The organism is Pseudomonas sp. LAIL14HWK12:I1, from assembly GCF_003202095.1.
Classification (GTDB): domain Bacteria; phylum Pseudomonadota; class Gammaproteobacteria; order Pseudomonadales; family Pseudomonadaceae; genus Aquipseudomonas; species Aquipseudomonas monteilii.
On sequence record NZ_QJKG01000001.1, the window covers coordinates 523226 to 540254 of the forward strand.

2 protein-coding genes are annotated in these 17029 nt (G+C 64.1%); both read right to left on the bottom strand.

The genetic code is table 11. From position 1 onward, the window contains the following. Positions 1-2 precede the first annotated feature (2 nt). Complete coding sequence (locus D906_RS02430; RefSeq protein ID WP_027615102.1) at positions 3-9119, bottom strand: non-ribosomal peptide synthetase; 9117 nt, start codon at positions 9117-9119, stop codon at positions 3-5. Beyond that, entirely contained in the window at positions 9116-17029 is a 7914-nt protein-coding gene (locus D906_RS02435) for a non-ribosomal peptide synthetase (protein ID WP_110321034.1), read from the bottom strand. Before D906_RS02435 ends, D906_RS02430 begins: the two co-directional genes overlap by 4 nt.

Genomic DNA, 17029 nt, shown 5'->3' on the forward strand with positions numbered 1-17029 from the left:
CGTCAGGCCGGGACAGTCACGTCCACACAATGTTCGATCAGTGCCACCAGCTCGCGCTGGAACTGTTCCATCAGCCGCTCTATCGTCTCGGCTCTGTAGCGGCGTTTGCTGTAGATGCAGCGGAACGAGAGCACCCCGTCGTAGACCTGCCCTACCGTCTGCAGCTGGTTCACCAGGTTGGCATCGGCGTGGTAGCAATCGCCCGGATCGTCGGCGGCTGGCTCCAGCAACGCATGCTCGTCGAAGTGCTGATCGAACTGCCCGAAGTAGTTGAAGGTGACCTCGGCCTGGGCACCTTCAAGCAGTTGCCGACGCATCTCACCCGAACCGAACTGGCGCAAGACCGCGTAGCCGATACCCTTTTCGGGGATGGCTGCCAGCTGCCGCTGCGTGCTGCGAATGGCTTGCGCTGCCGTGTCGTCCAGGCGTGATGTGAGGCGGACCGGGAACAGGCTGTTGAACCAGCCGAGGGTACGCGAGACATCGACGCCCTCGAACAGGTCCTCGCGGCCATGGCCTTCCAGTTGCACCATCACCGCCTCTTGGCCGGTCCAGCGGCCCAGTGCACGCCCGAGCGCCGTCAACAAGATGTCATTGACCTGCGTGCCATAGGCAGCCGGCGCCTGCTTCAGGAGCTGCGTCGTTTGTTGCGGCGTCAGCCGGAAATGGCTCACCGCCTGTTGGCTGGAGTGATTGCGACCGCGCGGGTTGTCGCAGGGCAGCTTCCCGGCGCAAGGACGAACCTGATCAAGCCACCAGGCGCCCTGCTGCGCTTCAATGGATGTTGCCTCGGCCTGCAGGCGCTCGACCCATGACCGGTAGCTGCTGGTCCGTGCAGGCAGCACAGGGTCTGTTCCAAGGCAGCACGCCGCATAGGCAGTCTGAAGGTCCTCGAGGAGAATGCGCCATGACACACCGTCCATGACCAAGTGGTGAAGGATCAACAGCAACCGCGCCTGCCCATCCGGCAGCTGGATATGCAGGGTGCGCCAGAGTGGGCCTTGCGCCAGATCGAGGCTGCGTTGCGCCTGGTTGGCCAGTGCCGTCATCGCCTCCATGCTCTCGACACGGTGCAGGTTCAGCCTGGGCGTCGTGCTACCGGAAGGCTCGCCATAGCACTGCATCCACTGCCCGTGCGGCTGGGAGAAACGCAGCCGCAGCGCGTCGTGATGCAGTTCGATATGCTGCAGCGCCTGCTCAAGGGCGACGAGGTCCAGGGCCGCCCGGGGCCTGAGCATCAATGCCTGGTTGAAATGGGCCGGATCGGGCAGCTGCTGCTCGAACATCCACTGCTGGATAGGCAGCAGGTTGAAAAGGCGCTGGTCGACCTCTGTCGACAGCTGCGCCTCAACCACCGCAGGCGCGGCCTCCCAATGGGCAACGATCGCCTCGATCGTCTGATAACGCATCAAGTCGCGCAGCTTGAGGTCCAGGTCAAGCTGCGGATGGTTTCTGACACGAGAGACGACTTGCAGGCTGAGGATGGAGTCCCCTCCCCGCTCGAAGAAATTATCGGTGATGCTCAAATCGTCGACCTGCAGAACCTGCTCCCAGATATCCACCAGGATCGATTCCCGCTGGTTTCTCGCTGGCTGGAACTGCGTCGAAATGAACTCGGGTTCGGGCAATCGCAGGCGGTCGATCTTTCCATTGGGCGTGACAGGGAATTGCGCCAACTCGATCAGGTAGGCAGGCACCATGTAATCGGGCAACTGGTCGGCCAGGCGCGCCTTCAGTTCGCCAGCGATACCCGCCTGCTCACTGACAACGTAGCCTACAAGCTGTTTGCCTACCGGGCTTTCCCTGACTACCACCAGGGCATTGCGGATGCCAGGCTGCGCCCGCAGGCACGCTTCGATTTCACCAAGCTCGACCCGGAAGCCACGCAGCTTGACCTGATGGTCGGCACGCCCCACGTAATCGACCAGCCCATCCAGGCGCTGTCGGACTACGTCGCCACTGCGGTACATGCGCCCGCCCTCGCCAGCCGGATCAGGCACGAAACGTTCCGCCGTCAGGCCCGCACGGCCATGGTAACCACGGGCGATGCCATCACCGCCGATCATCAGTTCACCGGCAAAGCCAATACCAGACGGATTGAGGTCATTGTCGAGGATGTGCAGCGTACGGCAGCCGACCGCATGGCCGATGGGTGCATAGGCAGCCTCGCAGCGTGCGCCGCCGCCCGCCTTCCATAGCAACGGCGTGACCACGGTCTCGGTCGGGCCATAGCCATTGGTGAACAGCCGTGGCCTGAGTGCAGCCTTGACCTGCTCGAAGGTCTGCTCGGGCACGGCATCGCCGCCAAAGCAGTAGATATCCACTGGCGGTGGCTCGTGCCCCGCGTCATGCACTGCTTCTGCCAGCTGTTTCAGGTAGGAGGGAGGGAAGCAGGCGATCGTGATTTCATGCTGCCAAAGTGCCTGAAGCGTCTGTTCGGCGGTCCACAACTCGCCATCGCGAATAACCAGAGCGCCCCCGCTCGCAAGTACGCTGAGCCAGCGCTCCTGGGCCCCATCGAAGGCGAAGGACATGAAGTGCAGTTCTCGCGTAGCAGGCCCCATTTCATAGAGGCGCATGATCGCCTGGCAATGCCGGCTCAGAGGGCCTTGAGACACCGCGACGGCCTTGGGCCTGCCGGTGGATCCCGATGTATAGATCAGATAGGCCAGGCAACGCTCGTCCACGGCAATGTCGACGAACGCCGGGCCTGCATCGGCAGGCTGCGCATCAGGCGCGAGAACGGGCAGGTGGCCATGCTCCGGCAGGGCGTCGCGGCACGCTGGCCGGGTGATCATCAACGACATGCCTGAATCCTGGATCATCCAGGCCAGGCGCTCCATCGGATACTCCAGGTCCAAGGGCACATAGGCGGCGCCTGTACGCATTACGGCGAGCAGCGCGACCACCAGCTCCGCCGAACGTTGCAATGCCACCCCAACCACCGTTTCAGGTCCGGCACCGCTTGCCTGCAAGGCAAGCGCCAGGCGCCCCGAACGGCGGTCCAGCTCGGCATAGCTGATGCGCTCATCCCCGCAGACCAGGGCGATGGCATCGGGGCGATCGTGGGCGTGCTCGATGATCAGCTCTGCCATCCGTTCCGGGCGGTAGCTTGCCAGCGCTTGCGTGGCAGTGTCGGCGACAGGGGCGCGCTGCGCAGCGGGCACAATGTCCAGGTTGCCAAGGCGTGCCTGCGCATCCTGCAGCAGGGTTTCAAGCACCGACTCCATGGTCTGGCGAATACCGTCGACCGCCTGTTCGCTGAACGCATTGCGCAGGTAAAGGTACTCGATCATCAGCGTATCGTTGAGGTGAACCGCAAGGTCCATGGGGAAGTTGGTGACCCCCACGTCATTGGAATCACCAAACTCCAGACCTGCCTCGGGCGCCTCACGCAAACCTTCGTCGATGGGGTAGTTCTCGAAGACGATGATGCTGTCGAAGAGTTTCTGCCCCGGCACGGCCGACCAGCGTTGAACCTCGTTCAACGGCGTATGCGACCAGTTGCGCAGCTCGACGTTGTAGGCCTGCAAGGCCTGCAGCCAGTCCGCCAGGCGCATCTGAGGGTCCAGCGTCTGCGACACAGGCAAGGTATTGATGAACAGGCCCAAGGTGGTATCGGCATCCTGCAGCGACTCTGGGCGCCCGGCCACGGTCGCGCCGAACGTGACGTTGCGCTTGCCCGTGTAGCGCTGCAGCAGCAGAAGCCAGGCGCCCTGGATCAAGGTGTTAGGGGTAATACGCAACGTTCGGCAGTACTGCTGAAGGCGTTTGGTCCATGCGGCGTCACGCCGGGTATACAGCGCGTGGTGGCCCGGTTCATCCGAAATGTGCCGTGGGTACACGGCCTGACTGAGCGACGTCACCTCGCTGTGCGCCAGGCTGTCGCGCCAGAACGCTTCCTGACGAGATTTGTCCTGCGCCTGCAACCAGGCGATGAAATCGCCGTAGCGGCCGCTGGTGCCAGTGACCGGTTGGCCGGCGTAATGCTGCATCAGTTCGGCAAACAGCCTGGACTTGCTCCAGCCATCCATCAACAGGTGATGGCTCGTCCATATCATCTGGTAACTCGAAGACGTCAGTCGAACCAGAACCATGCGGTGCAACGGCGCCTGCGTCAGGTCAAAACCTGCCACCAGTTCCTCACGCGCGACCTCACCGGCCAGCCTGTCCGGCGCTGCATCCACCCGGGCGTCGATTTCGCGCATCGGCATGTGCGCCTGGGCGTGCACGATCTGTACCGGCTCATCCAGCCCGACCCAGTGGAAACTGGTGCGCAATACCTCGTGCCGGGCGATGACCGCTGCCCATGCGCCGACGAACGCCTCGATATCGAGCCCGCTGATTGGCAGGCTGACCTGGTTGATGTAAAGATCATTGCCGCTGTCTTCAATCGAATGGAACAGCATGCCCTTCTGTGCAGGCGACAGCGGGTACATGTCTGCGATCTCGGCGATCGGAACCGGCAGCTCGTCCAGTTGCGTCTGGCTGAGCGAACACAGCGGGAAGTCGGACGGGGTGGCCCCTGCGACACCTGGCAGGGTGCAGTGCTCGATCAGCGCCAGAAGCTCCAGATGGAACGCTTCAGCCAGGCCTTGAATAGCGGACTCGCTGAAACGCCGTGAGCTGAAGCGCCAGTCAATGCGCAACCCCTCCGGCCATACCCGAGCATCGACCGACAGACCGGTGCCGCACGACGATTCACGCCCTTCCCCGCTCTTCAATGGCTCGAACAGCACGTTGGCCAGCGCCTTGCGGTAGCTGAATGAGCACTGCGGCACTGGCAATGCGGCCAAGGTTTCCCTGCTGGCTTCGTCTCCCAGATAGCGTAACGCGGCGAACGACAGGCGCTTGTCGGCAGCCGTACGCAACTGTTGCTTGAGCCCCTTGATCGCGCCATCCAGCGTGGTCTTGTCAATGTCGAGCACGACAGGGAACGGATAATCCAGGCAGCCAACCGTGCGGCCCAGGTCGACACCCGAGCCTGCCTGGCGACGGGTATCAGCCTGCACGCCAAGGAAGACCCTGTCCTGGCCTGTCCAGCGGGCCAGCACACGCGTCAGCGCGACCAGCAGCAGGTCGCCGGGCTCGGCGCGGTAGGCTGCGGCGGCCTGCTCTGTCAGGCGCCGGGTCAGGTCGATGTCCAGCCAGGTACCGAACGTTGCACTGTCGGCGGGCGCCCCTGCTTCTCGTGGGCTGCCAACCAGCTCGTGACTGATCCCGGCCAGTGCCTTCTGCCAATGGATCAATGCGCTCGGGGCATCCTCGAGCGAGGCATGCACGGAATACGCCCAGCTCTGAACCGAGGTGGACTTGGCAGGAAGCGCCACAGGCTGCCCTGCGTCGAGCTGCTCGCAGGCCAGGCGCAGATCCTGCAGGACGATGTCCCGGGATGCCTCGTCCATCGCCAGCGCATGGTTTACCAGCAGCAGCCGTTGGCTGCCATCGGCCAGCGTCGCCAGGACTGCCCGGACCAGGATGCCTCTATGCACATCGAGGCTGGCACTCGCCTGCCTGGCCAACGCATCCAACTGTGCCGGGTCCTGCACAGCTGCAAGCCACAGCACGGGCTCCTTCTGCCAAAGCGCCTGGTGTTCGGAAAGCGGCGCACCGTGCGCCTCCTGCGCCACATTGAACGCCAACCGCAACCCGTCGTGGTGCGCCAATACGGCCTGCAAGGCCTTTTCCGTCGTGTCGGGGTCAAGCGCACGGGTGGGCCTGAGCGTCATCACCACGCTGCCAGGCGCATCACCGTTGCCCTGCAGTTCGAAAAAGCGTGCCTGGGCGGGCAGCAAGGGCACCTTGCCGATGATCGGCCCCTGGTCGAGGGTCGACGTGCCGCCGTCATCCTGCTCTGCCACGCACGCCAGCCCCTGGATGGTCTGATGCTGGAACAACTGCTTGGGCGTGAAACGTATACCTTCCCGGCGGGCCCGACTGACGACCTGGATCGACACGATCGAGTCGCCTCCAAGCTCGAAGAAGTTGTCGGTGATGCCCACTCTTTCAAGCTTCAGCACATCGGCCCAGATGCTCGCGAGCTTCGCTTGCAGCGCGCTCTGCGGCGGCACATAGGCTTTCTGCTGCTGGCTCACATCCGGCTTGGGCAGCGCTTTGCGATCCAGCTTGCCATTGGGGGTAAGCGGCAAGGCCTGCAGCGACACCAGGTAGCTCGGCACCATGTAGTCGGGCAATGCCGCTTTGAGATGTTGCAGGATTTCCTCATGACTGGCCGCCCCTTCCTCAAGCACCAGGTACGCAGCCAGCTGCTTGGCATGGAGCCCGTCGATGTCGATCACTACCGCCTCGCGAACACCCGCATGCTCAAGCAGGCTGGATTCGATCTCGCCCAGCTCGATGCGCAAGCCACGGATCTTCACCTGATGATCGATACGCCCCGCGTATTCGATCACGCCCCCTGTTCGATAACGCGCCAGGTCGCCGGTGCGGTACAGCCGCCCCCCACCCTGCTGGCTGGCATCATGAGGGTCCGGGACGAACCGTTCGGCAGTGAGGCTCGGCCTGCGATGGTAGCCTCGCGCCAAGCCGACACCGCCCAGGTAGAGCTCGCCGTTCGCGCCATGAGGAAGCGCAAGCAGATCGCGGCTGAGAATGTGCGTCTTGAGGTTGTCGATGGGCGTGCCGATCGGGACGCTGCCCGGGCACGATGGCCGGCAGGTCCAGTGGGTTACGTCGATCGCAGCTTCGGTAGGGCCATAAAGGTTGTACAGGCTGGCGTGTGGCAATCGGGCCAAGGTCTGCTCCGACAGATCGGCAGGCAACGCCTCGCCACTGCAGACGACACGTCGCAAGGTATCGCAGCGCTCGACATGCCCGCAGGTCATGAAGGCCTGCAACATCGATGGCACGAAATGCAACGTCGTCACGCCGTGCCTCTGAATGGTGCTCACCAAGCGCTCAGGGTCGCGGTGGTCACCCGGTTGCGCAAGCGCCAGCCTGGCGCCGGTCAACAGGGGCCAGAAGAACTCCCACACCGAGACGTCGAAGCTGAAGGGGGTCTTTTGCAGGACCGTATCAGTGGCGCCCAGACCATAGGCCTTCTGCATCCAGACAAGGCGGTTGACCAATGCCTGGTGCGCGTTGGCCGCACCTTTCGGTCGCCCTGTCGAGCCCGAAGTGTAAATCACGTAGGCAAGGTGTTCGGGGTGGGTGAGGTGCACGGGATCGTTGGCGCTGAAAGCCGTCAGCCAACTGTCGTCGTCATCCAGCACGATGCTGCGCACACTGGAAGGGATCGGCAGGTGTTCGAGCAACGCACGCTGCGTCAGCAGTAACCCGATACCGCTGTCGTCCATCATGTAAGCAAGCCGATCCCTCGGATACTCAGGGTCGAAGGGAACGTAGGCGCCGCCGGCCTTGAGGATAGCCAGCAGGCCCACGACCATTTCCAGCGAGCGTTCGACCGCGATGCCGACCAGCACGTCGGGCCCTACCCCCTGCTCGCGCAATGCGTGAGCGAGGCGGTTGGCGCGCTGATTGAGCTGTCGATAGGTGAGCTGCTGTTCGCCGAACAGAACGGCCAAGGCATCAGGTGTTTCGCCTGCCTGCGCCTCGATCAACTGATGCACGCTCCGATCAGCGGGATAAGGTGCCTGGGTGTGGTTCCAGTGTTCGAGAATTTCCTGCTGCTCATCGGCCGCGAGCAGGGGCAGCTCGCCGATCCGTTGCCGAGGATGGTCGACGATCGATTGCAGCAGGTTGATCCAGTGCCGCGCCATGCGTTGCACGGTTGGCTCATCGAACAGCGCCGTGGCGTAATTGAGCTCTGCCGAGATACCTTCGTCGTGCTCGACGGTGTTCAGGGTCAAGTCGAACTGCGCCGTCTTGCGTTGCCAGGCAATGTTCTCGACCAGCAAGCCAGGCAAGCTACGCCGCGTACCTGCGGCGACTTTCTGGTGGTTGTACATGACCTGGAACAGCGGGCTATGGCTCAGGCTGCGCTCAGGGTGCAGCGCCTCGACCAGTTGTTCGAAAGGCAGGTCCTGGTGGGCTTGGGCATCCTGCGTCATCTGACGCGTCTGGGCCAGCAGGTCGCTGAAGTGCACAAGCGAACCGAACTCGGCCTTGAGCACCTGGGTGTTGACGAAAAAGCCGATCAGCCGCTCGGTTTCGACACGGTTGCGGTTCGCGACCGGGATGCCGATGCGGATATCATCCTGCCCACAGTACCGATGCAGCAAGGTCTGGAAGCTGGCCAGCAGCAGCGTGAAGAGTGTCGCACCCTGCTGCTGCGCCAGTTGCTTGAGGGCATCGGCCAGACGGCGTTCGACCTCAAGGTGCACGCTGGCGCCCTCGAAACACTGGTTCGCTGGGCGCGGGCGGTCGCTGGGCAGCTCGAGAACCGGGTGCTCGGTACCCAGGTGCTGCTTCCAGAATGCCAACTGTCGTTCCTGCTCCCCCGCTTCCATCCAGTGCCTTTGCCAGATGGCATAGTCGGCGTACTGGATCGGCATCTCGGGAAGCGCGAGGGGCTGGCCCATGCAGTGATGCGCGTAGTGCTGGATCAGCTCTTCGACCATCAGGTGCATCGACGAGCCGTCAGTGGCGATATGGTGCAGCGTGATGATCAGCACATGATCATCTTCTGCTACCTGTAGCAACCTGACTCGAACAGGCCGTTCGTGCTCCAGATCGAAAGGCGCGCGGGCCTCGGCCTCTACAAGCGCCTGCAGGCGCTGTTCAAGATCGATTGCCGGTTCGCGGTCTACCTGCTCGACATCGAGCGTGAACACGCTTTGTGGATGAATGATCTGCACCACCTGATCGTCGTTCAGACCAAACGTGGTTCGCAGGGTCTGGTGGCGTGCCTGCAGTGCCTCGAAGCTCGCGCGTAACGCCTCGCTATCCAGTTCGCCCTTGAGCCTCAAGGCGACTGGCAGGTTGTAGGCAGATCCCTGGGGGTCCATCTGCCAAAGGAACCACTGGCGCTGCTGGGCAAACGAAACCGGGATGACGTCGAACAGTGTTTGAACGCTGGGCACTGGCAAGTTGGCCGGAGAAATGTTCTCGGCGTGCATCTTCTGCAGATACAGCTTGCGCTTGGCCAGCGGCAGCGTGACAAAACGCTTGGCGATTTTCAGCGCGGCATCATTACTCATTCATTCACCTCGAACTCTTCAAAAAGCCTATCCAGACGCTGCAGTTTTTCGTCGAAAGCCGACGCATCGCCGATGGATTCGATGTATCTGGCGAAATCGCCCAGGACCGGGTGTTGGAACAGCACGGCCGGTTCCACGGTCAATCCCAGGGAAAGTTGCAAGCGCGAGAGCACCGACAGTGCCAGCAGCGAATGCCCTCCCAGGTCGAAGAAGTTGTCATTGAGACCGACCTTCGCGACATTCAGCAGCTGCGCCCAGACGGCAGCGATCTGCTGCTCGACCTCGCTCTGCGGCGCGACATGGCCTTGCTGCGATACGCCAAGGTCAGGCTGGGGCAAGGCTTTGCGGTCGAGCTTGCCGTTGGGCGTCAGCGGCAGCGCATCGAGCCAGGTCAGGTACGCGGGGACCATGTAATCCGGCAAGGACGCGCGCAGCTGTTCGCGCAGGTGCCGACGCAAGGCGCTGCGCTGTTCCTCCGTCGCGACCGCTTCGCCGTTCGAGACCAGGTAGCCGGCCAGTTGCTTGCCGCCAGGGCCATCGATGTCGATGACCACCGCCTCGCGCACCGCAGGATCATCAATCAGCCTTGCCTCGATCTCGCCCAGTTCGATGCGATAGCCCCGCACCTTCACCTGGTGGTCGATGCGGCCCACGTACTCGAGCAGGCCATCGCTGCGATAGCAGGCCAGGTCACCCGTACGGTACAGCCTGCCACCGCCCTGTCCGCTGCGGTCGTAGGGGTCCGGGACGAAGCGCTCGGCGGTCAGTGCCGCTCGGCGCTGATACCCCCGGGCCAGGCCATCGCCACCGATCATCAGTTCCCCGGCCATGCCGGCCGCGGCTGTCGAGAGATCGTGCGCCATGACCTGCAAGGTGGTGTTGGCGATCGGCTTACCCAGCAACGGCAAGGGGTGTTCGTTGTCCAGGCAGTACGCCGCCGACCAGATCGTCGTTTCGGTTGGCCCGTACAGGTTCCAGATGCGCCCGCACAACGGCAGAAGCTGCTCGGCCAGGTCGACAGGCAGTGCCTCACCGCCACTGATGACCTTACAGCCACGCAAGGTCTGCGCCGGCAGCGCCTGCAGCAGCATGCGCCAGGTCGACGGTGTGGCCTGGATGGTAGTGATGGCGTGGCGCTCGATCACCGCCTGCAGCGCCGACGGGTCTTTGTTCTGGCGCTCGCCGAGCAGTACCACCGAAGCCCCGGCCAACAGCGGCAGGTACAGTTCAAGGCCGGCGATGTCGAACGACAGCGAAGTCAGCGCCAGGACCCGGTCGCTGGCGTCGATCCCAGGCTCGACAGCCATGCTGGCGAGGAAGTTGACCAGTGCCTGGTGGCGTACCTCGACCCCCTTGGGACGACCGGTGGAACCGGAGGTGTAGATGCAATAGGCAAGATGCTCGGGATGCTGCACGATGCCGAGATTCTCGCCATCGAAGCCTTCGACCTGATGCCAGTCGCTGTCCAGGCACCAGGCCTGCGCGCCGTGCGTGGGCAGCTGCGGCAGCAAATGACTGAGGGTCAGCAACAAGTGCGCCCCACTCTGCTCCATCATGTACGCCAGGCGCTCGCGGGGGTATTCCGGGTCCAGTGGCACATAGGCGCCGCCGGCCTTGAGAATCGCCAGCAGGCCCACGACCATTTCCACCGACCGTTCGACGGCAATCGCGACCAGCACATCTGGCCCGACGCCCAAGGTGCGCAACTTGCTCGCCAGCCGGTTGGCTCGCTGGTTGAGCTCACGGTAGCTCAAGGTCTGTTCGGCAAACCGCAGTGCCGGGGCCTCAGGGGTACGCGCAACTTGCATTTCGAACAGCGCGGGCAGGCAGTGCGCCTGCGGGTACTGCATCTGGGTACGGTTCCAGTCGTGGACGATGCGCTGTTGTTCCTGGTCATCGAGCATCTGCAGTTCACCGACAGGGGTATCGGCGTGTTGCACCAGCGCGTGCAGCAGATTGGCAAAGTGCCGGGCGATCTGTTCGACGCCGGTGTCGCCGAGGTGGCTGCGGTCGTAGTGGTAATGAATCGTCAGCGCATTGCCCGACTCGATCATCAGCGTCAACGGATAGTTGGTCCGCTCGCGATTCTGCGTGCCCGAAAACACCAGGCCTGCGCTGGAACCCTGCTGCAGGACTTCACCGACCGGGTAGTTCTCGAACACCAGCAACGTGTCGAACAGCTGCTCACCGGCCGAGCCCGCCCAACGCTGAATGTCATAGAGGGGCGTGTGCTCATGTTCGCGCATGCTCAGGTTCTGCGCCTGCAGACGTTCGACCCACTCCCCCACCCGCAGGTCAGGCTGCAGCCTGCCAGCCACCGGCAAGGTGTTGATGAACAGGCCCAACTGCTGCTCGACTCCACGCAGGTCTGCCGGCCGTCCGGCAACCGTGGCACCAAATGCCACGCCTTCCTGGCCGGTATAGCGGTGCAACAGCAGTAGCCAGGCGGCCTGCAGCAAGGTATTGACCGTCACCCGCCGTTGCCTGGCAAACGCGCTCAACGCCTGGAAGCACGCCGGGTCGAGCGTCTGATGATGTTCGCCATGGCCAGTGTCAACGCGGCTGCGATCCTGACGCAGCGCCTGAGCCAGGCGCGTGGGCTCGGTGAGGTGCAGCAATTGCTGACGCCAGAACGTCTCGCTCTGCCCGGCGTCCTGGCGCTGCAGCCACTCGATATAGTCGCGGTAGCGGCCTGCCGGGCGCTCCAGGGCAACGCCTGCGTAGTGTTGCAGCACCTCGCCCAGCAGCTGCGCATTGCTCCAGCCATCCATCAGGATATGGTGGCTGGTGAAAATCAGGTGATGCCCGCCGCTGCCTGTCAGGATGGCCGTCAGTCGCAGCAACGGTGCGGCATGCAAGTCGAAGCCACGCCGACGATCCGCCTCGGCCCAGGCATCCAGACGCCCCTCGAGGTCGTCCTGGTCGGCCCAGTCAAGCACCTCGAACGGCAACTCGACCTGCTTGCGAATCACCTGCACCGGGCGTTCCAGATGGGCGACGAATGCGGCGCGCAATACGTCGTGTCGATCCAGCATTGCCTGCCAGGCGCGCTTGAAACGCTCGATATCCAACCCCGAGACGTTGACTCGCATCTGATTGACGTACTCACCCTGGCCCTGCTCGAAGACCGTGTGAAATAGCATGCCCTGCTGCATGGGCGAGAGCGGATAGATGTCATCGATTGCGCCCGCCGGGATCGGCAACGCATCCAGCTGGGCCTGGTCCAGCGCAGCCAGCGGCACATCGGACGGTGTCAGGCCGACCGCGCCCTGGCTGACGCAATGGTCGATCAACACCTGGAGTTCGGTCACGTAGTCGTCGGCCAGGGCCTGGACCGTGGCGCGGTCGAACATGGCCTGGCTGAAGGTCCAGGCCAGGCTCAACTCACCGGCATAGACCTGCCCGTTGATCGACAGCAGGTTTTCCAGCAGGGCCTCGGCAGACTGGCTTGCGCCGCTGCTTTCGCTGGCTGGCTGCAGGAATCGCTCGGTGCCCGGGCCCGCGCCTTCGGCAAAGGTACTGTCAAGCTGCCCCAGGTAATTGAAGGTGATGGGGGGCACTGGCAGGCCAGCCAGCACATTGTGCGCGTGCGAATCTCCAAGATAGCGCAGCGCGCCAAAGCCGATGCCCTTGTCGGGGATGGCGCGAAGTTGCTCCTTGATCTGCTTGATGGAGGCGCCCAGGTCCGCCGCAGCGGTCAGCTTCACGGGGAAGAGGCTGGTCAGCCAGCCGACCGTCCGCGTCAGGTCGACTGCATCGAACAGGTCTTCACGGCCGTGTCCTTCCAGTTGCACCAGCACGTCTTCGCGTTGGGTCCAACGGGCAACCACCCGGGCCAGTGCGGTCAGCAGCAAGTCGTTGACCTGGGTGCGATATGCCGTCGGCGCCTGTTGCAACAGCCGTAAGGTCTGCTGCCGGTCCAGGCGCACATGCACCGTCGCGCCGTGGCGGCCATGCAACGATCCATCCGCCCTGTCCAGAGGCAGTTGCGGGTCAACCCCTTGCAACTGCGACTGCCAATAGCCGAGCTCTGCCTGCAGCGCATCGCTTTGCGCGTAGGCCTGCAGCCGTTCGGCCCAGGCTTTGGTCGAGGTGGTCTTGGCGGGCAACACGGCAGGCTGACCTGCCACGTGACGGTCATAGGCGGTTTGCAGGTCTTGCAGGAGAATGCGCCAGGACACGCCATCCACCGCCAGGTGATGGATCACCAGCAGCAGGCGCTGGCTGCCATCGGGCAGGGTCGCCAACACACCGCGCAACAGCGGCCCCTGTTGCAGGTTCAGGCTGCGCTGCGCGTGCTCGCACAGGGCGTGTAGCGCGTCCGGATCGGTCAGGGTCTCGGCCCACAGCAACCCGGCGTCGACGTCGCCCGGCGCACAATGAGCGGCGTGCCATGCGCCCGCGCCCTGGGGTGGCGTGAAGCGCAGGCGCAACGCATCGTGATGCTCGAGCAGCGTGTGCAAGGCCTTCTCCAGCGCGGTGCTCTCGATGACCTTGGTCGAGGTCAGCAGGACCGCCTGGTTCCAGTGATGTGGCTCGGCGATCGACTGCTCGAGAAACGCCTGCTGGATCGGCAGCAAGCGTGTCTCACCGATCACCGGCGCCTGGTCGATCTGCGGACCGTTGCCTTCCATGCGCGTGGCCACCGAGGCCAGGTCTTGTACGGTCTGATGCTGGAACAGCGCCTTGGGCGTGAAGCGGATACCGGCCTGCCTTGCCCGGCTGACGACCTGGATCGAGATGATCGAGTCCCCTCCCAGTTCGAAGAAGTTGTCCGTCACGCCGACCTGATCGAGCTTCAGCACCTCGGCCCAGATCGTCGCGATCTGTTGCTCCAGCGTGTTGCGCGGGGCCACGTAGCTGTCCTGCAGCACACTGGCATCGGGCTTGGGCAGGGCCTTGCGGTCCAGCTTGCCGTTGGCCGTCACCGGCAGGCGTTCGAGGAACAGCAAGTGGGTCGGGACCATGTAGTCGGCCAGGCCGAGCCTGAGGTGCTCGCGCAGTTCGCCGCGCAGCGCGTGCTGTTGCTGTGGGTCGCTCGGCAGGTCGCCGGCCATGACCAGGTACGCGGCCAGCTGCTTGCCCCCCGGCCCGTCGATGTCCAGCACCACCGCCTCGCGTACGCTCGGCTGCTCGAGCAGGCGCGTCTCGATCTCGCCCAGCTCGATGCGCAACCCGCGGATTTTCACCTGGTGATCGAGGCGGCCCTTGTAGTCGATCACCCCGTCGGCCCGGTAGCGCGCCAGGTCACCGGTACGGTACAGGCGACCGCCGCCTTGTGCCGTGTTGTCGAAGGGGTCCGGGACGAAGCGTTCGGCCGTCAGCGCCGGGCGACGGTGATAGCCACGGGCCAGGCCGATGCCGCCCAGGTACAGCTCGCCAGCCGCGCGCGGGGCCACACTCTGCAGCCCCGCGCCGAGGATGTGGGTTTTCAGGTTGTCGATCGGGCGGCCAATCGGCACGCCGCTGTCGCCCGGACGGCAGGTCCAGTGGGTGACATCGATGGCTGCTTCGGTCGGGCCGTAGAGGTTGTACAACTGTGCGCCAGGCAGGCGTGCCAGGGTCTGTTGCGCCAGCTCTGCAGGCAAGGCTTCGCCGCTGCACACCACGCGCTTGAGACTGCTGCAGCGCTCGACCTCGGCGCTGCCCATGAACGCCTGCAGCATCGACGGGACAAAGTGCAGCGTGGTCACCGCGTACTGCCTGATCACCTCCACCAGGCGCTCCGGATCACGGTGCTCGCCCGGTTGCGCCACGGCCAGGCGTGCGCCGGCAAGCAACGGCCAGAAGAACTCCCAGACCGAGACATCGAAACTGAACGGAGTCTTCTGCAGCACCGTATCGCCGGCATCCAGGCCATAGGCCTGCTGCATCCAGCACAGGCGGTTGACCAGGGCGCGATGGCTGTTGCCCGCGCCCTTGGGCCGGCCGGTGGAGCCGGAGGTGTAGATCACGTAGGCCAGGTTGCCCGGGCGGGTGTGGTGCACCGGGTCGGCGTCGCTGTAGCCCGGCAGCGGTTCGAGCAGCAGTGGCTGCACACCTTCGGGTACCGGCAACTGCGCCAGCAGGTGGGCTTGCGTCAGCAGCAGGCCGATGCCGCTGTCCTGCATCATGTAGGCCAGGCGCTCGGCCGGGTATTCCGGGTCCAGCGGCACATAGGCGCCACCGGCCTTGAGGATGCCCAGCAGGCCGATGACCATCTCCACGCTGCGCTCGGCGGCAATGCCCACCAGAACGTCCGGCCCCACGCCCTGTTCGCGCAGCTTGTGTGCCAGCTGGTTGGCGCGCCGGTTCAGCTCACGGTAGCTCAGGGCCTGTTCGGCAAACACCAGCGCCGGTGCGTCCGGGGTGGCGGCAACTTGCGCCTCGATCAGTTGCTGCAGGCACTGCTCCAGCGGGTAGTCGGCGTGGGTGCGGTTCCAGTCGTAGACCACCTGTTGCTGCTGCGCGACATTCAACAGCGGCAGCTCGGCGATGCGCTGCTGCGGCTGGGCGACGATGGCGGCCAACAGGCCCTGCCAGTGCCCGGCGAGCTGGTCAATGGTGGCTTCGTCGAACAGCGCGGTTGCGTAGGTCAGCGACACCGCGATCCCTGCCTCGTGCTCCACGGTCTCCAGCGTCAGGTCGAACTGCGCGGTCCCGCGTTCCCAGTTCAGCGTCTCGACAGCCAAGCCAGGCAGCTGCCGCCCCTGCCCGCGCGCTTCGGTCTGGTGGTTGAACATGACCTGGAACAACGGGCTATGGCTGAGGCTGCGCTCTGGCTGCAAGGCTTCGACCAGCTGCTCGAACGGCAGGTCCTGATGGGCCTGGGCACCCGAGACGCGTCGCTGAGTCTGCTCAAGCAGTTCAGTGAAGGTCATCCCCAGATCGAAGTCCGCCTTGAGTACCTGGGTGTTGACGAAAAAGCCGATCAGGCCTTCGGTCTCCATTCGATTGCGGTTGGCCGTGGGTATGCCGACACGGATATCGTTCTGCCCGCTGTAGCGGTGCAGCAAGGTCTGGTAGCTGGCCAGCAGGAGCATGAACACTGTCACGCCCCGATCACGCGCCAGCTGTTTGAGGCCGGCACACAGTGTGTCGTCCAGGCTGAGATCCAGGCTTGCACCTGCCCGGCTCTGCACGGCCGGGCGAGGACGGTCGATCGGTAGTTCCAGCACTGGCTGCTCCCCCCCCAGCTCGGCCTCCCAGTACGCCAGCTGACGCGCCAGCTCGCCCGCTTCCATGCACCGGCGTTGCCAGATGGCATAGTCGGCATACTGGATCGGCAGTTCCGGCAACGACGCCGGCTGGCCAAGGCGATGCCCCTCGTAGCTGCGGATCCACTCGTCCAGCAGTATCGGCATCGACCAGCCATCGGAGACGATATGGTGCATGACCAGGATCAGCACATGGTCGGCCTCCTTCACCTGCAGCAGCCTTACCCGCCACAGGGGCGCCTGCCCCAGGTCGAAAGGCTGGCCGGCCTCTTCTTCGATGCGACGTTCAAGGCGCTCGGCAAAATCAGCGTCTGGTGCCGCTGCAAAGGGCTCCCGTACAATTTCCACCCGCACACTCGGTTCAATGACCTGCACAGGCTGGTCGCCGTCCTGGGCAAAAGCGGTGCGCAGGCTTTCGTGGCGGTGCACCAGGTCTTCAAGGCTACGCTGCAGAAGCGCGGGGTCCAATGCGCCCCTGAAACGCAGGGCCATGCTGATGTTGTAGGCCGCGCTTTCGGGCTCGAACTGCCAAAGGAACCACTGGCGCTGCTGGGCATACGACAACCCGATGGGCCCCCATTCGTCCCGTATCCGCGGGATCGGCAGCCGAGCGAAGCTCATGCCCTTGGACTGCATCTTTTCAAAGAATTGCTTGCGCTGCTCCAGTGGCAGATGCAGGAACCGTTTAACCAGCTCGATGTTCTGGGCCGTCAT